The following is a 25,276-nucleotide window of genomic DNA, read 5'->3' on the forward strand; positions in this document are numbered from 1 at the left end:
GTCATGGCGATCGCGGTCTCGGAGGAACTCAACAACCTGTTCTACGGACTTCTGGGCGAGAAGATCTTCCAGGCCAGTGAAGATCTCGCCTATCTGAGCCGCAGGCCGTTCCGGTATCTCGCGGACGCGATGTACAAGCTGTCGGACCTCCTGGAGGAGTCCGTCCATCTCGCCCGCCGGGTCCTGCCGCCCGGGGTCGCCGAGCAGTACGTCGGCGCGGTGAAGTCGCTGACCGACGACGGAGGGACAAACCATCTCGTCGCGTTCGCCCAGCAGTTGGAGGACATCGCCGAGGGCCGTGTGAAGACCTCGATGGACATCGCGGAGTCCAAGATCCAGCTGGTGATCGAGGCGGTCATCCTGCTGATCGAGCTGGCGGTCCTCGCGGTCATGACCTTCTTCAGCGGCGGTGCCACGGCCGGCAAGACCGCGATCGCCAAGGCCCGTTCGCGGGCCAGGATGCTGCTGATCATGCAGACGCTGGTCAGGCGCAGCCACCTCATGCCGACCCTGAGCGAGGCACTGGAGGAGGCATTCAGCACGTTCGCGGCGCGTCTCGCCCTGATCATCACGGCCGACCCCGGCCGCAAGCCGCACGGCTTCGATCTGAAGAACATCCTCATGAGCGGAGCGACCGGAGCCGTCAACTCGCTCTTCGAGCATGTCTTCCACGGCGGCAAGAGTCTCTTCAAGGGGTTCTTCAAGGACACGTTCGACAAGGGGCCCGGCCTCGGCATGAAGTTCGCCGACGCGGACCGGATGCCCGGACTGAACACCACCCCGGTCCGGAGTACCGCTCTGCCCGGGACGAAGACCCCGGCATCCGGCGGACCGCTCTCCCACGGCGCGAAGATCGGCGGCAAGACCGCCGAGGAAGGCTTCGACGCCACCCTCTCGGCCGGTGCGGAGACCGTCACCGAGGGCGCGCTCTACGGCTCCTGGGAACTGGCGACCTTCCACGGCTCCTTCGTCAGCGGCCTGAACACCCAACTGGTCTTCGCGGGAACCGAGAAGTTCAGCCACGGGCTGCGCGACCTCACACTCTCCGGGAACGTGAACTCCACCCTGCCGAACACCTCGGCCGGTTCATCCGAGGCCCCCGCGCGGGCCATGGACGAGAAGAGCGGCGTACCGAGCGGCGAGAGGCCCGCGGTCCACACGGGACCGGGCGGCGGCGTACGGATTCCCGCCGCGGGTACGGCCGTTCCGGCCCCGGCGGCGCACGGGCCCGTGGATCCCGTGGTGGCTCCACCGGCACCGGTCGCGACGCTCTCGCAGACCGACGCCCCGGCCCCGTCCCAAGGCTCCGTCTCACCGGCGGCCACGGACCCGTCCCGGGGCACACCCCAGGGCACACCTCAGGACACGGCCCACGGTACGGCTGACGGCACACCCGGGGCCACGTCGGGCGGAGCGGGTCCGGCGACGGTGTCAGGCGGCGGGCCCACACCCGCGCGGAACACGGCGGACGGGGCGGAACACCTTGCCGCCGGTACGACCCCGCCCACGGCACCCGCCGATGTCGACGGTGACGGCGATGCGGCGACCGTGCCGCCCGTCACCGGGGCGGCGGACAACGACATCCGGCCGGCCGCGGGCCTTCTCGCGTCCACCGGCCCCGGCAGTTCCGCGCAGCCGGGCCCCGGCCCGGTCGGCGACGACGGCCCGGCCGTACGGAATCCCACGGGCGACCATGAGGAGGCGGCCCCTGCCCGGCAGCTCTCCGAGAACGCAGGAACCGGCGGCCCGGTGGGGACGACCGGTACGGGGCCGGTGACATCGGCGCCCACGGGACCGGACGTGCCCGCGAGCCCCGTGGGCGCTACCGGACCCGTAACCGCTCCGGTTCCGGCTCCGGCAGGAACGCCGAGCCCGCCACCAGCCGGACCGGCCGCACCGGTCGCACCGGCGACCCCGGTGGCGAAGACCGATGGCACCACGGGCCCCGGCACGGGAACGACGCCGCACACTCCCGCGCAGGGCGACCCGGACCGGACGAAGCAGGGCTCCCACCAGGAACGGAACGGGGCGGACGCCGCCACGCCCGACATCCTCACGACCCCGACGACGGAACCGGACACCACGGTCCGCCCCGCCCCGCCGGTCACCTCCGGCCCCGTCACGACGACAGACCCGGTCACCGTGGACGGTCAGGACAACGGCGGGGGGCCGATCACCCCGATCACTCCGGTCGGCACGGTCTCGGCCGCGCCGACATCCCGTCCGTGGCCCGCCACGGACGGCCGGGGCGCCGACCGCCCGCGCTCCGCCGACGACGTACAGGAGACCCCCGCGAGCCCCGAGGCCACGGAGGTTCCGGACGAGACCGGCGCATGGGAGGACGACCTCGCCGCCCCCGTACCGATGGCCACCCTGTCCGCGACCGACACCGCCCCGTCCGCCGTTCTGGACACCGGCACTGCCGATACCGTCCTCGCGACCGAATCCGACTTCTCCGCCGACCCCGGACACGATGCCCCGCTCGACGACACGGACACGGTCGTCGACAGCGCGTCGGACTCCGGCGACACCCTCGTCGCCTCCGCCGCCGACCTGAAGCCGACGGCCGGCCCGAAGAAGCCGGCCGGGCCCGACCCCGACCGGTCGGAGTGGACCAGGGAGAAGGTGCGGAGCTGGATCGACTCGCTCACCGCTCCCGCCGGAGGCAAGCCGCACCCCCTGGGCACGGTCGCCGCCCAGGACCTGACGGTGCGCATGATGACGGGCTCGTCGCAGGGCGCGGTCCCTCGCATGCGGTACATCCACGAGGCCGATGAGGACTTCGTGTCGTGGAGCGCTCCGGGCCGGACCGTATGGCGGAACACGGGCGAGGAACCCGGCGACGTCTTTCGCGACGGTTTCCGGGCGCGCAATCCCTCGAACGTCCTGGACATCGTCCAGTGGGTCACCGCGCCGCCCGAGGAGGGGGCCCAGTTCGTCTCGACCACGCGCGACGAGAAGCTGCTGAAGTACACCGACCGGCGCTACCAGTACGAGATCCGGAGCACGGACTCGGGTGTCGACGTTCCCATGACCCTGGACAGCCTGCTCGCGGAAGACCCGTCGCTCGAAGACGACATGCCGCAGCTGACGGTGTACCGGGACGACGAGAAGGAAGTCGCCTTCGTCGGGGGCATACCCGCCGAGGCCGTCGTCTCCGTGTACGACAGGGAAACCGACCGGAGAGGACGGTGGAACGCGGCGACGCGGACCGTCGAATGGTCGGAACCCGGCGCGCCTCTCGCGCCGCCACAGCAGGTTGCCGCCGTCCCGTCCCTCGTGTACCGGGACGACCGTGGCGACAGCAGTGATAGCAGTGACAGTGACGAACACGGCACCAGTGACAGCGGTAGCGACAGCAGCGACAGCGACGACTACGTGTACGCCGATCCGCTGCGCTCGTTCGCACGGCACTGGGGCAAGAGCCCCGCAGGCCGGGGGCTGCCCGGCCCGGCGCTCACCGCGGTGACGGACGCGTTCGCGCGTCTGGGCGGCGCTCCGGCCGGGGTGCCGCAGCTGGTCGCGCGGCTCGACGCGCATGCCGACGACCTCTACGGCCTTTCCCCGGCGGACCGGCACGTCGTGGCCGTCGCCCACCAGATGCTGGAGGGCGACCCGGACGACGTCGAAGCGGCGGTGGAGGACGCGTTCGCCGCGGGTTTCACCTTCACCGGAACCGAGGAGCCCGGTCCGTCGGGTTTCCCGGACGACGGCCGGCCCGCACTGGCCGCGCCCGCACTGGCCGCGCCCGCACCGGCCGCACCCCTGACGGCCGCTCCCCTCACGACCGAGGACCGGGCGGCGCTGGAGCGGGCCGAGGCGTACCTGAGCCGGGTACCCCCGCAACGGATGGCGCAGGCGGAGCAGTGGGCACGCGCCCAGGTGTCGGCCGACCACGTCTGGTTCCTCGACATGGACCGCCCGGGAGCGGTCGAACGGCGCGAGCTGATCGGGGCGTTCGTCACGCTGCTGAGCCACAGCGTGCTCACGGGCGGGACGGACGGCGCCAGGGCGCGTTCCCTCGAACTGGCCCGGCAGTACGGGACGCGCCGGACCACGGGCCTGCCCGCCGGGGCCGGACCGGACCCGGCGAGCGAGGGCCCCGTGCCGCCCGCGGACGGTCCGGTGGCCGGTCCCAGCCGGACCGGCGACCTGGTCTCCGACGGGCTCCCGCCCCGGACGCGCCGGGCGATCGAGATCCTGGCGGAGCATCAGGTGCACCCTCGGCCGGCCCTCGGCACCGACCCGGACACGGTCGCCTTCCGTGAGGTGCAGGACGGCTGGATCACCCGGGTGGCCGAGGCCCTCGGCCCCGACCCGTCCCCGGCCGACGGCCCGCACGACACCCGCGGCACCTCCGGTACTTCGGACACCCCCGGCTCTTCCGACGACTCCGCCGCACACGCCGTGGCCGCCGCCGTCGCGGAGGAGCGCCGGCTGCTCGCCGAGACCGACCCGCGTTTCGCCGAACAGCCCGGTCTGCGCGGTGGCATGCGCCGCCTGCTGTCGCTCAGGTCCAACCAGCAGCCCACGCAGTCCTCTCCCGAGCACTCCGGCCAGAGCGACCAGACCGGTCAGAGCGACCAGCACGATCAGCAGAACGCGCCCCACACGACCGACAGGGCCGTCTCCGCGCCCCAGCAAAGCCGCAGCAGCTGGCTTCCGGTCAGGATGGCCCGGCTCGGATCCGGCGGCTACGGGCTCCCCGGCCTGCTGTGGAACCACGGAGTCGCCGAACGCGAGAAGGCCCTCAGCGCCCGCTACCACGTGGCCATCGGTCCTTCGCCGACCCGTCCGAACGTCCACTTCAGCCACTCCGCCCTGGGCCGGATCGAGGCCGTGCTCGCCGACCTGCCGGCCGACCACCTCCGGGGCCTGACCGCCATCGCGCCCGGCGTGCCGGAGGAACCTTGATGCTTGAGAACTTCATGCAATAAAAGAAGGTAGAACTTGATATTTGAGATAGTCAAGTTTCCCCCGGTAGAGTGGCGCCATGACAGAAGCTCCCCGCACGCACGCGCCCGCCGACACGGCCCGGCTCATGGAGCTGCTCTCGGTGTCCCTCGGCGTCTTCTACGGCGACTTCACCGTCGCGGCGGCGCACGAGAACCTCACGGTGAGCCAGGCCAAGACCCTGGCCACGCTGCGCCGGGGCCCCGCCTCGATGCGCGCCCTGGCCGGGCACATGACCTGCGACGCCTCCAACGTGACGGGGATCGTCGACCGGCTGGAGAAGCGCGGCCTGGTGCGCCGCGAGGCCGACGCCTCGGACCGGCGCGTCAAGAACGTCGTCCTCACCGCCGAGGGCGAGCGTGTCGCCGACGCGATCCGCGCGGGGATGGGCACCACCCGGGAAGGTCTGGACCGGCTCGGCGACGAGGACCGGGCCCGTCTGCACGCACTCCTGGAGAGGGTCTTCACTCCCCCGCCCGCCGGCTGACCCGGCAAAAATCCCCTACGGGACGACAGGCGAGAACGGCCCGCGGCCGCCGCCGACCACACGCGACAGCGGCCGCGGGCCGTCCGCGCGGGCTCTTCCCCTCACCGGGGGGCGGTTCACCGAGGGAGCGGAACGTACGATCGCAGGCCGCCGACGCCCGCACCCCGCCCCTCGGCGTCACTCCCGCACGCGCGGCGATCGCCGTCAGCGGTCGGCGAACCGCTCCCGCAGCTCGCGCTTGAGGATCTTGCCGCTCGCGTTGCGCGGCAGCGCGTCGACGAGGATCACCCGCTTCGGGGCCTTGAAGCCGGAGAGCTTCTCCTTTGCGTGGGCGAGGAGTTCGGCCTCGGTGACCTCGGCGCACGGGACGACGAAGGCGGTGACGGCCTCGATCCAGCGCTCGTCGGGCAGTCCGACGACGGCCGTCTCGGCGACCGCCGGATGGGTGTAGAGGGCGTCCTCGACCTGACGGGAGGCGACCAGCACGCCGCCGGAGTTGATGACGTCCTTGACCCGGTCGACGATGGTGAAATAGCCGTCGGCGTCCCGGACGGCGAGGTCGCCGGAGCGGAACCAGCCGCCCCGGAACGCCTCCCTGGTCTCCCCCGGCTTGTCCCAGTATCCGGCGCACAGCTGCGGGCTGCGGTAGACGACCTCGCCGGTCGTGCCGTCGGGGACTTCCCTGCCCTGCTCGTCGACGACCTTCGCCTCGACATGACGCACCGGCCGCCCGCAGGAGTCCAGCCGTCCCTCGTGCTCGTCGGGCCCGAGGACGGTGGCCAGGGGCCCGATCTCCGACTGGCCGAAGCAGTTGTAGAAACGCAGCCCGGGCAGCCGGCCCCGCAGCTGCTCCAGGACCGGGACCGGCATGATCGAGGCCCCGTAGTACGCCTTGCGCAGCGCCGACAGATCGCGGGTGGCGAACTCCGGGTGCCGGGACAGACCGATCCACACCGTCGGCGGCGCGAACAGGCTGTCGCAGCGCCCGGAGGCGACGAGATCCAGCAGGACGGCCGGGTCGGGCCCGTCGACGATGACGTTCTCCGCGCCGACCGCGAGGTACGGCAGCAGGAAGACATGCAGCTGCGCCGAGTGGTAGAGCGGCAGCGCGTGCACGGGCCGGTCGTCCTCGTGCAGGTCGAGGGCGTCGATCGCGCTCGCGTACTCATGCACCAGGGCACGGTGGGTCATCATCGCGCCCTTGGGCAGGGCGGTGGTGCCCGAGGTGTAGAGCAGCTGGACGAGATCGCGGGTGTCGCGCTCCGGCTGGTACGCGTCCGGCTCGGCGAGCGCCGTGAGGAAGGAGTCCGCGGTGTCCCGCAGGGCCCGTACGGGGATGTCGTCGGGGATCCGGCCGACGAGGTCCGGATCGGCGAGGACCAGCGCGCTGCCCGACTGGCGGAGGACGTAGTCGAGATCGTCACCGGTCAGGTGGTGGTTGACCGGCACATGGACGAGACCGGCGCGGGCGCAGGCGAGGAACGCGATCAGGTAGGCGTCGGAGTTGTGCGCGTAGGTCGCGACCCGGTCGCCCTCCTGGAGCCCGGTCCACTGCCCGGCCTCGTACAGCAGCGACGCCCCGGTGGAGACGGCGGCGTCCAGCTCGGCGTACGTCCAGGTCCGGTCGCCGTAGCGGACGGCGATCCGGTCGGGGACGCGCTGGGCGCTGCGGCGCAGCACGCCGTCGACGGTGCGGGACAGCAGCTCTCGTTCCATGGCTGGATCTTGGGCGGGAGTGGACACCTGGTCAAGTACCGGGAACGAGCCGGTTGTACGGATCCCGGGAGCGCCCGCGCCCGGGATCGGCGGTTGACAGGGCGGGCGCCCGCCTGTCTGGATGGGCTCCCGAGTTCGACTCATGCCCGTTGTTCCTCGTCCGTTGGGAGAAACGTTGCATCCGCGCACTCTCATTCCCGGTCTCGTTCCCGGCCGGCTGAAACGCCTCGCGCTCCTCGGCGCGGCCCTCGCCACCGTCACCGCCTCGCTGCCCGCAGCGGCGGCCACCGGCCCGGGCGACCGGACGCACCGGCCGTCGGACCGCGGTCTGTCGGCGGTCATCCGCTACACCGAGTACGGCATCCCGCACATCGTGGCCAAGGACTACGCGAACCTGGGCTTCGGCACCGGCTGGGCGCAGGCCGCCGATCAGATATGCACGCTGGCCGACGGGTTCGTGACGGTGGACGGCGAACGCTCCCGCTGGTTCGGCCCCGACGCCGTGACCGACGGCGCGATGTCCTCGGTCACCAAGAACCTCTCCAGCGACCTGTTCTTCCGCGGTGTCAAGGACGCGGGGACGGTCGAGGCGCTGCTCGCCAAGCCCGCGCCGGCCGGACCGAGCGATCAGGTCGAGGAACTGACGCGCGGCTACGCGGCCGGCTACAACGCCTGGCTGCGCCAGAACCGGATCACCGACCCGGTCTGCGCGGGCGCCGGCTGGGTACGGCCGATCACCGACCTCGACGTGGCACGCCGCAGCTGGGCCCTGGCGGTGATCGGCGGTCAGGGCCGCGCCGTGGACGGGATCACCGGCGCCCAGCCACCCTCCTCCACCGCCACCGCCACCGCCACCGGTCCGGCGCCGGCCGGAAGCACGCGCCGTGACCCGGCTCCGGATCCGGGCCCCGATCCGGGCCGTACCGCCGCCGCGGCGAAGGAACTGTTCTCGGCCGCGAACGCGACCATGGGGTCCAACGCGGTCGCGTTCCGGGGTTCGACGACCTCGGACGGACGCGGGCTGCTGCTCGGCAATCCGCACTACCCCTGGCAGGGCGGCCGGCGCTTCTGGCAGTCCCAGCAGACCATCCCGGGCGAGCTGAACGTCTCCGGCGCCTCCCTGGTGGGCAGCCCCGTCGTCAACATCGGCTTCAACGACAAGGTGGCCTGGAGCCACACCGTCGCCACCGGCGTGCCGATGACCCTGCACCAGCTCACCCTCGACCCGGCCGACCCGACCGCGTACCTGGTGGACGGCCGGCGGGAGAAGATGACCCGGCGCCCGGTGACGGTCGCGGTCGGCGGCGGCGCCTCGGTCACCCGGACGCAGTGGTGGACCCGGTACGGACCGGTGGTCAGCAGTCTCGGCCCCGCGCTGCCGCTGCCGTGGACGGCGACGACCGCCTACGCGCTCGGCGACCCGAACGCCGCCAACCTGCGGATGTCCGACACCGAACTGGGCTTCGCCAAGGCCCGCTCCACCCGCGACATCGAGACGTCGCTGCGCCGCACCCAGGGCCTGCCCTGGGTGAACACCGTCGCCGCCGACGCGGCGGGGCACACCCTGTTCACCCAGGCCCAGGTGCTGCCGAGGGTCACCGACGAGCTGGCCGGGCGCTGCTCGACGGCGCTCGGCCAGGCCACCTATCCCTCCTCCGGACTCGCGGTGCTCGACGGCTCGCGCGCCGACTGCGCCCCGGGCACGGACCGGGACGCCGTGCAGAGCGGGATCTTCGGTCCGGCGCGCATGCCGGTACTGCGGGACGCCCCGTATGTGGAGAACTCCAACGACAGCGCCTGGCTGGCCAACGCCGAGCAGCCCGTCACCGGTTACGAGCGGGTCTTCGGCACCATCGGCACCGCGCGCTCCCCGCGCACCCGAGGCGCGATCGAGGACGTGTCGGCGATGGCCGCGCGCGGCCGGCTGACCGTACGGGATCTCCAGCGGCAGCAGTTCGCCGACCGGGTGCCGATCGGCGACCTGGCGGCGGCGGACACGGCGCGGGCCTGTACGGCGGTGCTCGCCGACGACCCGGAGCCGTGCCGGGTGATCGCCGCCTGGGACCGCACGGTGGACACGGACAGCCGGGGCGCGCTGCTCTTCGACCGCTTCTGGCGGAAGTTCACGGCACAGATTCCGCCGGCCGAGCAGTGGAAGGTGCCGTTCTCGGCGGCCGATCCGGTGGGCACTCCGCGCGTCCTCGCGACGGACTCCCCCGCGTTCGCCAAGGCGCTGAAGGACACGGTGGCCGAGCTGCGGGCGGCCGGGATCGCCCTGGACGCGCCGCTGGGCCGGCACCAGTTCGTGGTGCGCGGCGGGGAGCGGATCCCGGTGGGCGGCGGCACCGAGGGGCTGGGCGTCTGGAACAAGACGGAGTCCGTGTGGAACGCGGCGGGCGGCGGCTACACCGAGGTCGTGCACGGGACGAGCCATGTCCAGGCGGTCGGCTGGGACGGGAGCCGGTGCCCGGTGGCCCGGACCCTGCTGACGTACTCCCAGTCCGAGAACACGGGCTCGGCGCACTACAGCGACCAGACGCGGCTGTTCTCCAAGGAGCAGTGGGTGACCTCCCGCTACTGCGAGAAGGACATCCTGCGCTCGCCCGCGCTCAAGGTCGTGACCGTGAGGAACTGAGCGCGAGGACGTGAGCGGGCCGGGGCAAGTGGCCGGACCGGGGTGTGGCCTGGTGTGGCCTGACCGCTGATACGACGACCGGGCGGGAGCGGATCGTGTGATCCGCTCCCGCCCGGTTTCATGGCCCGCGCCCGCTCACATCCCGGTCACGGACCGGGTCACGGACCGGGTCACGGGCTGAAGGACAGGAACACGAAGGCCGCGAAGAGGGAGAGATGGACGCTGCCCTGGAGCAGGGTGGCCCGCCCGGGCACCACCGTCAGGGCGCTCACCACGGCCGTGAGCACGAACAGCACCATGTGGAGCGGGTCCAGCCCCAGGATCAGCGGTCCCTCCAGCCAGATCGAGGCCAGCGCGATCGTGGGAATGGTGAGGCCGATGCTGGCGATGGCGGAGCCGTACGCCAGATTCATGCTGGTCTGCATGCGGTCGCGGCGGGCGGCCCGCACGGCGGCGAGGGTCTCGGGGAGCAGCACCATCATGGCGATGACGACACCGACGACCGCTTTGGGCAGTCCGGCCGTGGCGACGGCGTCTTCGATGGTGGGCGAGACGAGCTTGGCGTTGCCGACGACGGCGACGAGGGCGACCAGGAGCAGGCCGAGGCTGATCCACGCCAGCTTGGCGCTCGGCGGCGCGGCGTGCTCGTCGTCGGCCTGCTGGCCCGGCCGGGTCACCGGCAGGAAGTAGTCGCGGTGCCGGACGGTCTGGACGCCGACGAACACGCCGTACAGCAAGAGTGAGGCGACGGCCGCGAAGCCCAGCTGGGCGGCGGAGAACTGGGGGCCGGGGTGGCTGGTGGTGAAGGCCGGCAGGACCAGGGTCATCGTGGTGAGGGTGCAGACGACGGCGAGTTCGCCGCCGCTGCCCTCCGCGTTGAAGACCGCTGTCCGATTGCGTAGCGCGGCGACCAGGAGGGCGAGACCGACGATGCCGTTGCACGTGATCATCACGGCGGCGAAGACGGTGTCCCGGGCGTAACTGGTGGCTTTGTCGCCGCCGCCGATCATCAGGGTGACGATCAGCCCGACCTCGATGACGGTGACGGCCACCGCCAGCACGAGCGAGCCGTAGGGCTCGCCGACACGCAGGGCGATGACCTCGGCGTGGTGGACGGCCGCGAGGACGGCGGCGAAGAGGCAGAGCACGATGAGGGCCACGGCGAAACCGGGAAGGTGGTCGCGCCCCCATCCGAAGGCTAGGCCGATGGCCGCGACGACCGGTCCCCAGGTGGTCCACTGTCGTGTCAGTCCTGCGGTAGTCGAACTCATGGCCTGAATCCTGCCACAAAGGGGAGCCTAACCCTCCGTTTGAAGTGTGCGCGCCGAATATGACGCTCACTCAATTACGTTGCCAGGCAAGGGATCACGGGACCTTCACCTTTTCTTTCATCGGACGGGCGTTCGACGCGAGGCATATTTCTCAGGTACGTTCGAGGGGACCGCGGCGAGGTGCGCCCTTGGTCGTGCGGGACCGCCAGTGGCGATCCCGGATCCGTTCCGGAGGCATGCGCGGGACCGCTTCTCCGTTGTTCCGGAGACGTTCGCGCAGCCGTTTCCGGTCCCTCGCGGGAGTTGGTCAGCGCGGTTTGGCGTGGCCTTCCCCGCCTTGCCGCCCGGCCTGTTCTCCTCGTTTTCCCTGTGTTCCCCGTGTTACCCGCCTTGCCTGTTTTCCTCGTCTCTTTTGTGTTCCCCGTGTTCCCCGTACGTCGCCCGCAGATGTCGCTTGTACAGCTTGCCGTTGGGATCGCGGGGCATGGCGGCGATGAAGTCGACGGATCGCGGGTGTTTGTACGAGGCCAGCCGGCCCGTGCAGTGGTCGAGGAGCGCGGCGGCGAGTTCCGGGCCGGGCAGGTGCCCCTCGGCCGGTTCGACCACGGCCTTGACCTCCTCGCCCCAGTCGGGGTTCGGGACGCCGAAGACGGCGGCGTCGGCGACGGCGGGATGGGCCAGGAGCGCGGCCTCGATCTCGGCCGGGTAGATGTTGACGCCGCCGGAGATGATCATGTCGATCTTCCGGTCGCGCAGGAAGAGGTCGCCGTCCTCGTCGAGGACGCCGAGGTCGCCGACGGTGAAGAAGTCGCCGATCCGGCCGCGCGCGGTCTTGGCCTCGTCCTTGTGGTAGCGGAATCCGCCGGTGCGCATCTTCATGTAGACGGTGCCGAGCCGGCCCGGCGGCAGCCGGTTGCCGTCGTCGTCGAAGACGGCGAGTTCGCTGATGGGCCAGGCCCGGCCGACGGTGCCGGGCTTCTTCAGCCAGTCCTCGGCGGTGGCGAAGGTCCCGCCGCCCTCGCTCGCCGCGTAGTACTCCTCCACGCAGGGGCCCCACCACTCGATCATGGCGCGCTTGACGTGCTCGGGGCAGGGCGCGGCGCCGTGCAGGGCGTGCCGCATCGAGGAGACGTCGTAGCGGCCCCGGGTCTCCTCGGGCAGCGCGAGCAGCCGGTGGAACTGGGTGGGCACCATGTGGGTGTGGGTGCAGCGGTGGGTCTCGACGAGCCGCAGCATCTCCTCGGGGCTCCACTTGTCCATGACGACGAGCGGATGGCCGAGGTGCAGGGCGGCGGCCGCGAACTGGAGCACGGCGGTGTGGTAGAGCGGCGAGCAGACCAGATGGACGTTGCCGTCGAAGGGCCGTATGCCGAAGATGCCGAGGAATCCGCCCAGGTGGGTCTCCTCGGGAAGCACCCCGGGCAGCGGGCGCCGGATCCCGCGGGGGCGGCCGGTGGTGCCGGAGGTGTAGTTCATGACCCAGCCGAGGGTGCGGCCGGCGGGGGCCGCCGCCGACTGCCCGTCGAGGAGTGCGCCGTACGGGCGGAACCCGGCGATCCGGCCGACCGCGAACCGCCCGGCGGGGGCGAGGCCCGCCTCGTCGGCGGCGTGGGCGGCGGCCCCGGCGAACCGTTCGTGGGCGAGCAGCAGCCGGGCGCCGGAGTCGGCGACGATCCAGGCGATCTCGGAGCCGACCAGATGGTGGTTGACCGGCACCAGATAGAGCCCGGCCTGGACGGCGGCGAGATAGGCGGTGAGGAGTTCGGGGCCGTTGGGCAGCACGACGGCGAGGACGTCGCCTCGGTCCAGTCCGGCCGCGCGCAGTCCGTGCACGAGCCGGTTGGCGTCGCCGAGCAGCCGGCCCGCGGTCCACTCCGTACCGTCGGGCGCGACGAGGACGACGCGGTCCGGGTCGGCCGCGGCCTCGGCCCAGAAACCGCGGGGTGCCTCGCCCTCCCGGCGCGCCGGCCCCTCGCCCTGTCCGCGAACCGATCCCCCGCCCTCCCCGTGAACCGATCCCCCACCCTCCCCTCGAAACGGTCCCTCGCTCACCGCGCGCTCCTTCCGGCGATGCGCTCGATCCGGTCGACGGCCCGCTCGAAGCCCCGGGTGAGCTCGTCGACGACCTGCCGGACGGTGCGCTCGGAGGTCATCCGGCCGACGATCTGGCCGACCGGGGTGCCGAGCAGCGGGGCGACCTCGTACGTCTGGATCCGGGAGACGGCCTCGGCGACGAGCAGGCCCTGGAGCGGCATGGGCAGCGGGCCGGGGCCGGCCGGGTCGTCCCAGGCGTCGGTCCACGCGGTGCGCAGCTGGCGGGCCGGTTTGCCGGTCAGGGCCCGGGAGCGGACGGTGTCGCCGGACCCGGCGGCGAGGAGCTTGGCGGTGAGGGCGCGGGAACCGAGTGCGGCTTCGGTGGTGGTGAGCCAGAGCGAGCCGAGCCAGACGCCCTGGGCGCCGAGGGCGAGACCGGCCGCGATCTGTTCGCCGCTGCCGATGCCGCCGGCGGCGAGGACGGGCAGCGGGCCGACGGCCTCGACGACCTCGGGGGTGAGCACCATGGTGGCGATCTCGCCGGTGTGGCCGCCGGCCTCGTAGCCCTGGGCGACGACGATGTCGATGCCCGCCTCGGCGTGGCGGCGGGCGTGCCGGGCGCTGCCGGCCAGGGCCGCGACCAGGATGCCGTGGTCGTGGGCGCGGGCGACGACGTCGGGGGGTGGCGAGCCGAGGGCGTTGGCGAGGAGTTTGACGGGGTAGTCGAAGGCGACGTCGAGCTGGGCGCGGGCGACCTGCTCCATCCAGCCGGTGATGCGCCAGCCGGACGTCTTCCCCTCGGGCAGTTCGGGGACGCCGTGCCGGGCGAGCGTGTCGCGGACGAACGCGCGGTGGCCCTCGGGGATCATCGCCTCGACCTCGGCCTCGGTCACCCCGTCGACCTTCTTCGCGGGCATGACGACGTCGAGACCGTAGGGCAGTCCGCCGGTGTGCGCCTGCATCCAGTCGAGATCCCGGGCCAGGTCGCCGGGGTCGGTGTAGCGGACCGCGCCGAGGACGCCGAGCCCGCCGGCTCTGGTGATCGCCGCGGCCACCGCGGGGAACGGCGTGAAGCCGAAGAGAGCGTGCTCGATCCCCAGGGTGCGGCTCAGCTCCGTCTGCATGGGCGGCATGGTGCCGCAGCCGGTGTGCCGAGGGAAGAGATTTCCTGATGCGGTGTCAGATTGTTTCGGCGCGGTGCGGTGGGTGGGAGAGCATGAGCATGACGGAACCGGTGAGAGAGCCGAGCACGACGAGGACGACGGGAACCACGGGAACCACGGGAACCACGATGCCCGCAGGACGAGCGGGAACAGAGAGCCGGGGGCCGAGCCGACGGGCCTTCGGCGGCGGGGTCCTGGCCCTGGGAGGTGCGCTGATGATCGGTGCGGTACCGGCGGCGGCCGGAGCCGAGCCCGGACCTGGATCCGCGGCCAAGGCGGGTGGCACGGCTGCGGGAAGGGCTCCGGATCCGGGCTTCGGCAGCGGCCGCCGAACCACCCTGCGGCGCGGCTCGGCCGCGCGGGCGGGACTGCTGCCCGAGCACCTGGACCGGCTGGTCACCACCGCCGAGTCCTTCCTGCGCCCCTCCCCCACGCACCCCTGGTACGCCGGCGCGGTGCTGCTCGCCGGGCGTGGCGGGACCGTCGCCCTGCACCGGCCGATCGGCATGGCGGCGCGCTACTCCGCGTACGACGAGAAGACCGACACCGGTGTCGAGCTGCCGCCGGACGAACAGGTCCCGATGCGCGAGGACACCGTCTTCGACCTGGCGTCCGTCTCCAAGCTGTTCACCTCGATCCTGGCGGTACGGCAGATCGAGCGCGGCGCGCTGGAACTGGAGGAGCGGGTCACGGCGTATCTGCCGGAGTTCGGGGGCGGCGGCAAGCAGGATGTCACGGTACGTCAGCTGCTCACGCACACCTCCGGGTTCCGGGCGTGGATCCCGCTCTTCAAGGAGCCGACCCGGGAAGGACGGCTGCGGCTGCTGTGGAACGAGGTGCCGGCCAACCCGCCGGGCACGGTCTACCTCTACTCCGACCTCAATCTGATCACCCTCCAGCTGATCCTGGAGAAGCTCACCGGCCGCCCCCTCGACGAACTCCTGCGCACCGAGATCACCGGCCCGCTCGGGATGGAGCGCACCCGCTACAACCCGCCGCCGTCCTGGCGGCCGGGCATCGCGGCGACGGAGGACTCACGACTCCCCTGGTCCGGGCTCGACCGGGGCATGGTGTGGGGCGAGGTGCACGACGAGAACGCGTACGCCATGGGCGGGGTCGCCGGGCACGCCGGGGTGTTCTCGTGCGCCTGGGACCTCGCGATCCTGGCCCGGACCCTGCTCAACGGCGGCGCGTACGGCGCGACCCGGATCCTCTCCCCCGCCTCCGTGGAGCTGATGTTCCGCGACTTCAACACGGCGTTCCCGGGAGACGCGCACGGCCTCGGATTCGAGCTCTACCAGCACTGGTACATGGGCGCCATGGCCACCCCGCGCACGGCCGGGCACACCGGCTTCACCGGCACCAGCCTCGTCCTCGACCCGTCGACCGACGCGTTCCTGATCGTGCTGGGCAACTCGGTGCACCCGGTGCGCTCCTGGCGCTCGGGCTCCGCGCCGCGCGTCGCCACCGCCGACGCGCTGGCCCGCGCCGTACCGGTGCGCCCGGCCCGGGGCCGTACCGCCTGGTTCTCCGGGATGGCGAACGGCACCACCGCCACCCTCACCCTGCCGGACGTCACGGGCGCGGCGCGGATGGAGTGCGCGCTGTGGTGGGACACCGAGCCGGACGCGGACGGCGTCACCCTGGAGGCCTCCGCCGACGGCGGCGCGCACTGGTCGCCCGTTCCCTTCACCACCTCCCCTCACGGCTCCGGCCGCCCGCACGGCACGGACCATCCGACGGGGACGGTGGACGGCTGGTCGGGGCGCGCGTGGCACGATCTGTCCGCCGACCTGTCGGCCTGGTCGGCGGCGCCGGTACGACTGCGGTGGCGCTACACCACCGACCGGCTCTACGTCGGGCGCGGGGTGTACGTGGACGGTCTGCGGCTCCTCGGCACCGCCGGCAAGCCGGTCTTCGACGAGGCCCGGCCGGCGGACCGGTCGCGGATCGAGGCGAAGGGGTGGACGGCCTCGGAGGATTAGAACGCGTCCGGCACCTCATCGGCGGGGAGGGGCGGGGTGGCTTGCCCGTACGCCTTCGGCCCTCCTCGTCGGTGACGGCCCGCGCGCGACTCCCGGCATGGACCGGGAGGCCCTTCTCGCGGCTCTCGACGCGGAGCCGGCCCGGTTCGGCGGGCACGGCATCGACGCGACCGTGACGCTGGTCGTGTACGACGCAGCGGCCGAGGCCGTCCTGACCGAGTCGCCGACCGGGCGCCCGTGGGGCGTGGTGGTCGTCGGCGGCGGGGTCTGCGAGGCCGAGCCCCTGCTCCCGCTGTTCAAGCAGTGGTGAACCTGACTCACCGTCATGCCCCGCAGGCTGTCGTCGCGTTCGACACCATCCTCACGAACAGCGCCGAGGCGGCGCTGTAGTGGCTGTGACGTGAGCGTCCACTCGCTCACGGACCGAGCCGGGGCGGGGCACTGGCGGAGTAACGGCGGCGGTCGCCGCCGCCCGGCGGCACGATCCGGCAGCGCGACAGCAGGCGCCCGGCCACCGATCGCGACACATCGCCCCGACTCCGGGAACCGCCACCCCGGCATAAGCCGGCCGAAGCACTCCCGCTCCGGGTCCGGAACCACCGAGCGACCCCGGAGGCACCCCGTGCATCGCACTTGTTGCAACTCTCTTGCTTTTGCACGTAACAAGCAGAAAGCTAGTCCAGTCCTTACCTAACCTGGACGCGGAGCTACCTCATGCCTCTGTTACCGACATCCGGACCCCAACGCGTCCTCGCCGCCTCGAACTTCGTCTACACCGTCGGCAGCGGCCTCTATCTGACCGCCGGAGTCCTGTACTTCACCGAGGCCGTCCACCTCCCCGCGGCCCAAGTGGGCCTCGGCCTCGGGATCGCCGGCGGTCTCTCCCTGGCCGTGGGCATCGGCGTCGGCCACCTGGCGGACCGGCGCGGAGCGCGCGGCGTCTACGCGCTCACCCTCGCCGCCCAGGCGCTGGCCACCGCCGCCTTCGTCCTGGCGGACAGCTTCTGGCTGTTCGCCGTCACGGTGGGCACGACGATGAGCGCCAAGGCCGCCGGACTCGCCGCACGCGCCCCTCTCATCAGGCATTACGGAGGGGACCGACCCCAGGTCTTCCGCGCCTACCTCCGCGCCGTGACCAACGTGGGCATCTCCCTCGGCGCCCTGCTGGCGGGCTGGGCCGTCACGGTGGGCACCCTCCCCGCCTACCGGCTCCTGGTCGCCGGCAACGCGGTCGCCTTCGCGGCCTCCGCGGCGATCCTGATCCTCCTGCCGCCGACCCCGCCCGCACCCCCCGCCGGCGGCCCCCGCTGGATCGCCCTGCGCGACCGCCCCTACCTTCTGCTCACCGCCCTCGACGGAGTCATGGCCGTCCAGTTCAAGGTGCTCACGGTGGCCGTCCCGCTCTGGCTCGTCACCGCCACCACCGCCCCGCGCTGGCTCATCTCGGGCACGATGCTCGTCAACACCGTCATCGTCGTCGCGTTCCAGATGCGGGCCGGCCGCGGCATCGATTCCCCGGCGGCCGGCGGAGCCGCCTACCGCCGGGCGGGCGTGGCCTTTCTCGTCTCGTGCTCACTGGCCTCCCTGTCGGCGGGGATCCCCGCATGGGCCGCCGCCGCGCTGCTCATGACCGCGATGGTGATCCACACGGTCGGCGAACTCTGGCACTCCGCCGCGGGCTTCGAGGTGTCCTTCGCCCTCGCGCCGCAGCACGCCACCGGCCAGTACCTCGGCGTCTTCGGCCTCGGTGCCGGACTGGCCGAAGCCTTCGGCCCGGGGCTGCTCATCGCCCTCTGCATCACCTGGGGCCGGCCCGGATGGTACGTCGTGGGCGCACTGTTCGCCCTCACGGGCCTGGCGGCCCCCCGCGCCGTCCGCTGGGCGCACCGCCGACAGCCCGACCCCGACACCTCCCGGACGGCACCGGCCGCTCCTGCCCCGGCGCGGCGCGCGTGACCGGCACGATCAGCGCGATCAGTACGCGAGACGCGATCGGCACGCGAGACGCGACCGAACCCCTCCCTTATCGCCCGCAAAAGCCGATTGTTAATATCAGACTAATTCGGGCAATAAGCGAAGGAGTCGTTTCCTCATGAAGGCTGCGCGCTACTACGACCGCGGTGACATCCGTATCGAGGACATCCCCGAGCCTGCCGTCGAGCCCGGCACCGTCGGCATCGACGTCGCGTACTGCGGAATCTGCGGCACCGACCTGCACGAATACCTCGACGGACCGATCTTCGTCCCGCCGGCCGGCCACCCGCACCCCATCTCCGGCGAGGCCGCGCCCGTGACGCTCGGCCACGAGATGTCCGGTGTGGTGTACGCGGTCGGCGAGGGTGTCGAGGATCTGAAGCCGGGCGACCGGGTCGTCGTCGAGCCCTACATCGTGCGCCCCGATGTCGACACCAGCGAGAACAACCCGACCTACCATCTGTCGCCCGACATGAACTTCATCGGGCTGGGCGGCCGAGGCGGCGGTCTCGCGGAGAAGATCGTCGTCGAGCGCCGGTGGGTCCACCCGGTCGGCGACGTCCCGCTGGACCAGGCGGCCCTCATCGAGCCGCTGTCCGTGGGCTACCACGCCTTCGAGCGCTCGGGTGCGAAGGCGGGCGACTTCGCCCTCGTGGGCGGCGCGGGCCCCATCGGGCTGCTCACCTGCGCGGTGCTCAAGGCGATGGGCGTGGAGGTCGCGGTCAGCGAGCTCAGCTCGCTGCGCCGGCAGAAGGCGCTGGACGCCAAGGTCGCCGACCATGTCATCGACCCCGCCACCACCGACGTCGCCGCCGAGGTGCGGCGCCTCACCGGCGGCAAGGGCGCGGACGTCGCGTTCGAGGCCACTTCCGTCAACGCCGTCCTCGACACCCTGTTCGACGCGGTCCGTCCGGGTGGCGTGATCACCGTCATCTCGATCTGGGGCAAGCCGGCCAGCCTCGACATGCAGAAGCTCGTCCTCAAGGAGGTCGACCTGCGCGGCACCATCGCCTACGTCAACTCCCACCCGCAGACCATCAAGCTGGTCCAGGAGGGACGGATCGACCTGTCGCCGTTCATCACCAAGACGATCGGTCTGGACGGCCTCGTGGACGACGGCTTCGAGACCCTCATCCACCACAACGAGACGGCCGTGAAGATCCTGGTGGACCCGCGCCGCTGACCGGCCCCTCCTCACCCACCATCGAAAAGTGCCTTCCGCACCCGGGAGGCACTTTTTCCGTCTCCGGCGGCGGGCTGGGCCCTACGGCTCGTCCACCGGACCCGGCCCGGCGGCCTCGCGCAGGGCGTCGAGCACCGGGCGGATCAGCGGGTGCTGCTCCGCGCCGCGCCGGACGGCGGCGAAGACACGACGGGTGGGCGCGACCCCGTCGACCGGCCGGACCACCACATCCGCAAGGTCGGTGCCGCGCAGGGCCGAGCGCGGCACGAGGGCGACCCCCGCGCCGGCCGCGGCGAGGGCGACGACGGCCCGGAAGTCGTCCGAGATGTGCTCCAGAGAGGGCTCGAATCCAGCGTATTCGCAGGCCAGCACCGTCACGTCATGGCAGGGATTGCCAGTGGACTGGCCGATCCACGGGTCCTTGGCGAGATCGGCGAGCGCCGTCCGCTCGTCGTCGGCGAGCCGGTGGTGCCGGGGCAGTACGGCGTCGAACGGCTCGGCGTACAGCGGCATACGGGTAAGGCGCGCGTCGTCCTCGCCGGGCGCGCCCCGGTACTCGACGGCCACGGCGACGTCCACCTGCCGGTCGAGGACCATGAGCAGGCTCTCGTCCCCCTCGGCGTCGCGCACCCGGACCCGGATGCCGGGCGCCTTTCGCGCGAGGGCGCCGATGGCGGGGGCGACGACCAGGCCGATGCCGGTGGCGAACGCGGCCACCGTGACCGTCCCGGCCTCGCCCGAGCCGTACGCGGCCAGCTCGGCCTCGGCGCGCTCCAGCTGGGCCAGGACGGCGTTGGCGTGGCTCAGCAGGATCTCGCCGGCCGGGGTCAGCCGGGTGCCGCGCGCGTTGCGGTCGACGAGCCGGTGGCCGGTCTCCTGTTCCAGCGCCGCGAGCTGCTGGGAGACGGCCGAGGGGGTGAGATAGAGCGCGGCGGCAGCCGCCGTGACGGTGCGGTGGTCGGCCACCGCCCGGAGAATGTGCAGCCGCCGCGCTTCGATCATGTCCCCAGTGTCCCTCACGGCGGGCTTCGCCTCGCCGCGCGGACACCGGGGTCGTGACACCGGCCCTACAGAGCGGCCCGCGCGGCGACGAAGGCGTCCACGGCCCGGTTCACGTCCTCGGCCGAGTGCGCGGCGGAGAGCTGGACCCGGATGCGGGCCTTGCCCTGCGGGACGACGGGGTACGAGAAGCCGATCACGTACACCCCGCGCTCCAGGAGCAGCTCGGCCATCCGGCCGGCCTCGGAGGCGTCGCCGATCATGACGGGGGCGATCGCGTGGTCGCCGGGGAGGATGTCGAAGCCCTCCTCGGTCATCCGGCTGCGGAACAGCGCGGTGTTGGCGTTCAGCCGCTCGCGCAGGTCGCCGGCCGACTCCAGCAGGTCGAGGACCTTGAGGGAGGCGGAGGCGATCACCGGGGCGAGGGTGTTGGAGAACAGGTACGGGCGGGAGCGCTGGCGCAGCAGGGCGACGATCTCGGCGCGGGCGGCCACGTAACCGCCGGAGGCGCCGCCGAGGGCCTTGCCGAGAGTGCCGGTGATGATGTCGACCCGGTCCATGACGCCGTGCAGCTCGGGCGTGCCGCGTCCGCCGGGGCCGACGAAGCCGACGGCGTGCGAGTCGTCGACCATCACCATGGCGTCGTAGCGCTCGGCCAGGTCGCAGATCTCGTCGAGCGGCGCGACGTAGCCGTCCATGGAGAACACGCCGTCGGTGACGATGAGCTTGCGCCGGGCGCCGCCCTCGGTGGCCTCCTTGAGCTGCTGCTCCAGGTCGGCCATGTCGCGGTTGGCGTAGCGGAAGCGGCGGGCCTTGGACAGCCGGATGCCGTCGATGATGGAGGCGTGGTTGAGGGCGTCGGAGATCACCGCGTCCTCGGCGCCGAGCAGGGTCTCGAAGACACCGCCGTTGGCGTCGAAGCAGGAGGAGTAGAGGATCGTGTCCTCCTGGCCGAGGAAGGCCGAGAGCCGTGCCTCCAGCTCCTTGTGCACCTCCTGGGTGCCGCAGATGAAGCGGACCGAGGCCATGCCGTAGCCCCAGCGGTCCAGCGCGGTGTGGGCGGCGGCGACGACCTCGGGGTGGTCGGCGAGGCCGAGGTAGTTGTTGGCGCAGAAGTTGAGCACCTCGCCGGGGCGGCCGCCGGCCGTGACCTCGACGGTCGCGGACTGCGGGGTGCCGATGACCCGCTCGGGCTTGTGCAGCCCGGCCTGGCGGATCTCGTCGAGGGTGGTGCGGATGTCGTCGCGTACGGAATCGAACATGGCTGAAGCTCCTGGAGGGGTGGTCAGACGGTCCAGTCGAGGATGATTTTGCCGCCCTGGCCGGACGCGGCGTCGTCGAAGGCCGCTTCGAAGTCGCGGTAGTCGTAGCGCCCGGTGATGACCGGGGCGAGGTCGAGACCGCCCTCCAGGAGGACCGACATGGCGTACCAGGTCTCGAACATCTCGCGGCCGTAGATGCCCTTGACGGTGATCATCGAGGTGACGATCCGGGACCAGTCGACGGCGAAGTCCTCGCTGGGCAGGCCGAGCATGGCGATCTTGCCGCCGTGGGTCATGTTGGCGACCATGTCGCGCATCGCGCGCGGGTTGCCGGACATCTCCAGGCCGACGTCGAAGCCCTCCTTGAGACCGAGGGTGCGCTGGCCGTCGGCGATGGTCTGCTCGGCGACGTTGAGCGCGAGCGAGACACCCGTCTTGCGGGCGAGCGCGAGGCGCTCCTCGCTGACGTCGGTGATCATGACGTTGCGCGCGCCGGCGTGCTTGGCGACGGCCGCCGCCATGATGCCGATCGGGCCGGCGCCGGTGACCAGGACGTCCTCGCCGACGAGCGGGAAGGACAGCGCGGTGTGCACCGCGTTGCCGAACGGGTCGAAGATCGCGGCGACGTCGAGGTCGACCGGGACCCGGTGCACCCACACGTTGGAGGCGGGCAGCACCACGTACTCGGCGAAGGCGCCGTCGCGGCCGACACCGAGGCCGACGGTGGCGCGGCACAGGTGCCGGCGGCCCGCCAGGCAGTTGCGGCACTTGCCGCAGACCAGGTGGCCCTCGCCGCTGACCAGGTCGCCGACCTTGATGTCGTCGGAGACGTCGCGGCCGGTCTCGACGACCTCGCCGACGAACTCGTGGCCGAGGACGAGCGGGGTCGAGATGGTCTTTTGCGCCCAGCCGTCCCAGGAACGGATGTGCAGATCGGTGCCGCAGATTCCGGTCCGCTTGACCTTGATCAGTACGTCACCGGGTCCGGTCTCCGGCTCGGGGACGTCCGCGAGCCAGAGTCCCGGTTCCGACTTCTGCTTGACCAGCGCCTTCAATGTCACGGCTCCCGACGTACGAATTCCTGTGGTGCGGAGGTTCCAGGCAGCCTGAAGCGCCGGATTCCCCGGACGAAATCTTTCGTATGTCGGGGCCGTGGTCCATCGAGGATTTCTTAAGCGCCCTCGCAGATCAGCTTCACACCGCTGGCGGGGCGGGGTCGGGCGTCAATCCGCGAGCCCTTCGAGTACCGCCATGGCCGCGTTGTGACCGGGCACGCCGCTCACTCCGCCGCCGCGTACGGCACCGGCGCCGCAGAGCAGGACGTTGGGGTGGCGGGTGCCGACGCCCCAGCGGGCGGCGCCGGTGGCCTCCTCGTCGCCGTAGGGGAAGGAGAGGTCGCGGTGGAAGATGTGCCCGCCGGGCAGCCGCAGTTCGTTCTCGAGGTCGACGGGGCTCTTCGCCTCGATACAGGGCCGGCCGTCGGCGTCGCGGGCGAGGCAGTCGGTGATCGGCTCGTCGAGGACGGCGTCGAGCTGGGCGAGGGTGGCCTTCAGGAGGTCCTCGCGGGCGCCGTCCGGGTCGGCGGCGAAGAGCCGGGCGGGCGCGTGCAGCCCGAAGAGGGTGAGGGTCTGGTAGCCCCGGGCGGTGGCCTCGGGGCCGAGGATCGTCGGATCGGTCAGGCTGTGGCAGTAGATCTCGGCCGGCGGGGCGGTGGGCAGCCGGCCGGCGGCGGCCTCGGCGTACGCGGTGGCCAACTGGCCGTATCCCTCGGCGATGTGGAAGGTGCCGGAGAACGCCTCGCGCGGGTCGACGGCCCGGTCGCGGAGCCTCGGCAGCCGGCTCAGCACCATGTTGACCTTGAGCTGGGCGCCCTCGGCGGGGGTGGCGGGGGCCGGGTCGCCGAGGAGTTCGGCGAGGGCCTGCGGCGAGGCATTGACGAGGACGTGCTCCGCGTCGATGACGCCGTCGCCGTCGGCGGTGCGGTACGCGATCTCGGCGCGGCTGCCGTCGGTGGCGATCCGGGTGACCTCGTGGCCGGTCAGCAGGGTCGCGCCGGCGGCACGGGCGGCGTCGGCGAGGGCGGTGGTGAGCGCGCCCATGCCGCCGACGGGGACGTCCCAGTCGCCGGTGCCGCCGCCGATGACGTGGTAGAGGAAGCAGCGGTTCTGGATCAGGGAGGGGTCGTGCGCGTCGGCGAAGGTGCCGATGAGGGCGTCGGTCAGGACGACGCCGCGCACCAGGTCGTCGGCGAAGTGCCGTTCGACGGCGGCGCCGATCGGCTGCTCGAAGAGCATGTCCCAGGTCGGTTCGTCGTCGAGGCGGGCACGCAGGGCGGCCCGGCTCGGCAGCGGTTCGGTGAGGGTCGGGAAGATCCGCCGGGCGGCGCGCGCGGTACGGCCGTAGAACTCCTGCCATGCCGCGTACTCGCGGTCGGATCCGGTGAGCGCGGCGAAGGAGGCGCGGGTGCGCTCCTGGTCGCCGCCGACGAGCAGACCGGAGTCGCGGTACGGGGTGTACGAGGAGACGGAACGTTTCTGCACCGCGAAGCGCAGCCCGAGATCGCGCACGATCTTGTCGGGGAGCAGGGAGACGAGGTACGAGTAGCGGGACAGCCGCACGTCGACCCCGGCGAAGGGCTGTGTCGAGACGGCGGCGCCACCGGTGGTGCCGAGTCGTTCGAGAACGACGACCCGGCGCCCGGCGCGGGCGAGGTAGGCGGCGGCGACCAGGCCGTTGTGTCCACCGCCGACGATGACTGCGTCGTAGGAGCTGTGCGAATCGATCATGCCCCTTGCTAGCACCTCCCGGGCGCTTCCACCAGGGATCCGACACGACGGGATCGGCGAAAGCCCCTGCTCCGAGGGGGTGATGGCGGGCGGGCGGGGCCGCCCGCCCGTACCCCTGCCGCCGTAAGCCGGGGCCACCCGGGGGGCCCGCCGTGTCTCGGCACGTTACGGCGCGGAGGCGCGGGCCGGCCGGACGACGGCACGCCGTCAGCGCTCCCGCAGCCAGGCGGCGATCCGTTTCTTGAACTCGCGGTGCCGGCCGAAGGGTTCGTCCTGCGCCACGATCCGTTCCAGAAACCGCAGGACGCTCTCCGAGCGGTCCGGGCGACGCACTTCCAGCACGTCGACACCCCGCTCACCGGTCGAGCACCTGATGTACACGCTGCCGTCGAGGGCCGGCATGCCGAAGCCCGGGTGCCCGGCGTGGATGCCGAGGAACGCCGACTGCGCGCCCCGGCCCATGATGTCCCAGCGGTCGAGCAGCCGAACCCGGGTCCATGCCTCGGGCGCCCCGCGGTCTCCGTCGCCACCATCGCGCACAATCGCCTGGTGCGACCGGACGCCCTGGGGCAGTTGGAGGAGGGACTCCCGCCGGTCGTCGAACAGACCCGCCGAGACGGCGAGGTCGTACCAGCTCTCGTTCAGCCGCTCGACGAGTTTCGGGGTGTCGTACGGGTAGGAGAACCCGCCGGCCACGTCCTCGGCGCCGTATCCGAGGACGAAGGGGATCGTGCCGGCCGGCACGGCGTCCGGAATCACCTTGAGACCGGCCCGCCGCAGCGGCCGGTACACCTTGCGCTCACGCTCCTGGGCGCCCACCGGCCCCTG

Annotated in this window: 16 protein-coding genes; 7 read left to right on the plus strand and 9 right to left on the minus strand. The window is 72.2% G+C overall.

The window, feature by feature from the left end:
* The first annotated feature begins 3 nt into the window (after positions 1–3).
* Both ABZ990_RS23085 and ABZ990_RS23090 read left to right on the plus strand, forming a co-directional pair.
* Positions 4–4,914 (plus strand): hypothetical protein, encoded by a 4,911-nt coding sequence (locus ABZ990_RS23085; protein ID WP_361234608.1) that lies wholly within the window; start codon positions 4–6, stop codon positions 4,912–4,914.
* A gap of 79 nt (positions 4,915–4,993) precedes the next feature.
* The gene (locus ABZ990_RS23090) at positions 4,994–5,440 is read left to right on the plus strand and encodes a MarR family transcriptional regulator (protein ID WP_361234610.1); all 447 of its coding nucleotides are present in this window, start codon (positions 4,994–4,996) and stop codon (positions 5,438–5,440) included.
* 204 nt (positions 5,441–5,644) lie between these two features.
* Here the strand turns inward: ABZ990_RS23090 and ABZ990_RS23095 are convergent, their stop codons facing one another.
* Entirely contained in the window at positions 5,645–7,156 is a 1,512-nt protein-coding gene (locus tag ABZ990_RS23095; RefSeq protein WP_361234612.1) for a fatty acyl-CoA synthetase, read from the minus strand.
* 175 nt (positions 7,157–7,331) lie between these two features.
* Between ABZ990_RS23095 and ABZ990_RS23100 the strand changes: the two genes are divergently transcribed.
* On the plus strand, positions 7,332–9,791 hold the full coding sequence (locus ABZ990_RS23100) for a penicillin acylase family protein (protein ID WP_361234613.1): 2,460 nt from the start codon (positions 7,332–7,334) through the stop codon (positions 9,789–9,791).
* Positions 9,792–9,961: 170 nt separating this feature from the next.
* Here ABZ990_RS23100 and ABZ990_RS23105 read toward each other — a convergent pair whose 3' ends face one another.
* From ABZ990_RS23105 to ABZ990_RS23115, 3 genes are all read right to left on the minus strand, one after another.
* Positions 9,962–11,062 (minus strand): ionic transporter y4hA, encoded by a 1,101-nt coding sequence (locus tag ABZ990_RS23105; protein ID WP_361234615.1) that lies wholly within the window; start codon positions 11,060–11,062, stop codon positions 9,962–9,964.
* Between the two features lie 381 nt (positions 11,063–11,443).
* Positions 11,444–13,114 carry an acyl-CoA synthetase gene (locus ABZ990_RS23110; RefSeq protein ID WP_361234617.1) on the minus strand — a complete coding sequence of 557 codons (1,671 nt, stop codon included), beginning with the start codon at positions 13,112–13,114 and terminating at the stop codon, positions 11,444–11,446.
* Positions 13,111–14,220 (minus strand): nitronate monooxygenase family protein, encoded by a 1,110-nt coding sequence (locus ABZ990_RS23115; protein ID WP_361234620.1) that lies wholly within the window; start codon positions 14,218–14,220, stop codon positions 13,111–13,113. The genes ABZ990_RS23110 and ABZ990_RS23115 overlap by 4 nt, the downstream gene beginning before the upstream one ends.
* A 167-nt stretch (positions 14,221–14,387) precedes the next feature.
* On the opposite strand from ABZ990_RS23115, the gene ABZ990_RS23120 reads away from it, so the two are divergent.
* From ABZ990_RS23120 to ABZ990_RS23135, 4 genes are all read left to right on the plus strand, one after another.
* Entirely contained in the window at positions 14,388–16,244 is a 1,857-nt protein-coding gene (locus tag ABZ990_RS23120; protein ID WP_361234623.1) for a serine hydrolase, read from the plus strand.
* 97 nt (positions 16,245–16,341) lie between these two features.
* Positions 16,342–16,554 (plus strand): hypothetical protein, encoded by a 213-nt coding sequence (locus tag ABZ990_RS23125; RefSeq protein ID WP_361234626.1) that lies wholly within the window; start codon positions 16,342–16,344, stop codon positions 16,552–16,554.
* A 404-nt stretch (positions 16,555–16,958) separates the two neighbouring features.
* Positions 16,959–18,200, plus strand: coding sequence for an MFS transporter (locus ABZ990_RS23130; protein WP_361234629.1), 1,242 nt, complete (start codon positions 16,959–16,961; stop codon positions 18,198–18,200).
* 136 nt (positions 18,201–18,336) lie between these two features.
* Complete coding sequence (locus ABZ990_RS23135) at positions 18,337–19,401, plus strand: 2,3-butanediol dehydrogenase (protein WP_361234632.1); 1,065 nt, start codon at positions 18,337–18,339, stop codon at positions 19,399–19,401.
* An 81-nt stretch (positions 19,402–19,482) separates the two neighbouring features.
* Here ABZ990_RS23135 and ABZ990_RS23140 read toward each other — a convergent pair whose 3' ends face one another.
* The 5 genes from ABZ990_RS23140 to ABZ990_RS23160 form a co-directional block, all read right to left on the minus strand.
* Positions 19,483–20,403: a LysR family transcriptional regulator gene (locus tag ABZ990_RS23140; protein ID WP_361234634.1), complete on the minus strand. Its 921-nt coding sequence runs from the start codon at positions 20,401–20,403 to the stop codon at positions 19,483–19,485.
* 65 nt (positions 20,404–20,468) lie between these two features.
* Complete coding sequence (locus tag ABZ990_RS23145; RefSeq protein ID WP_361234637.1) at positions 20,469–21,662, minus strand: glycine C-acetyltransferase; 1,194 nt, start codon at positions 21,660–21,662, stop codon at positions 20,469–20,471.
* A gap of 23 nt (positions 21,663–21,685) precedes the next feature.
* Entirely contained in the window at positions 21,686–22,717 is a 1,032-nt protein-coding gene (tdh, locus tag ABZ990_RS23150; protein ID WP_361234694.1) for an L-threonine 3-dehydrogenase, read from the minus strand.
* A 168-nt stretch (positions 22,718–22,885) separates the two neighbouring features.
* Complete coding sequence (locus tag ABZ990_RS23155) at positions 22,886–24,448, minus strand: NAD(P)/FAD-dependent oxidoreductase (RefSeq protein ID WP_361234639.1); 1,563 nt, start codon at positions 24,446–24,448, stop codon at positions 22,886–22,888.
* Between the two features lie 207 nt (positions 24,449–24,655).
* Positions 24,656–25,267 (minus strand): hypothetical protein, encoded by a 612-nt coding sequence (locus ABZ990_RS23160; protein WP_361234642.1) that lies wholly within the window; start codon positions 25,265–25,267, stop codon positions 24,656–24,658.
* Between the last annotated feature and the right edge of the window lie 9 nt (positions 25,268–25,276).

Source organism: Streptomyces sp. NPDC046203 (genome assembly GCF_040646255.1).
Taxonomy (GTDB): Bacteria; Actinomycetota; Actinomycetes; order Streptomycetales; family Streptomycetaceae; genus Streptomyces.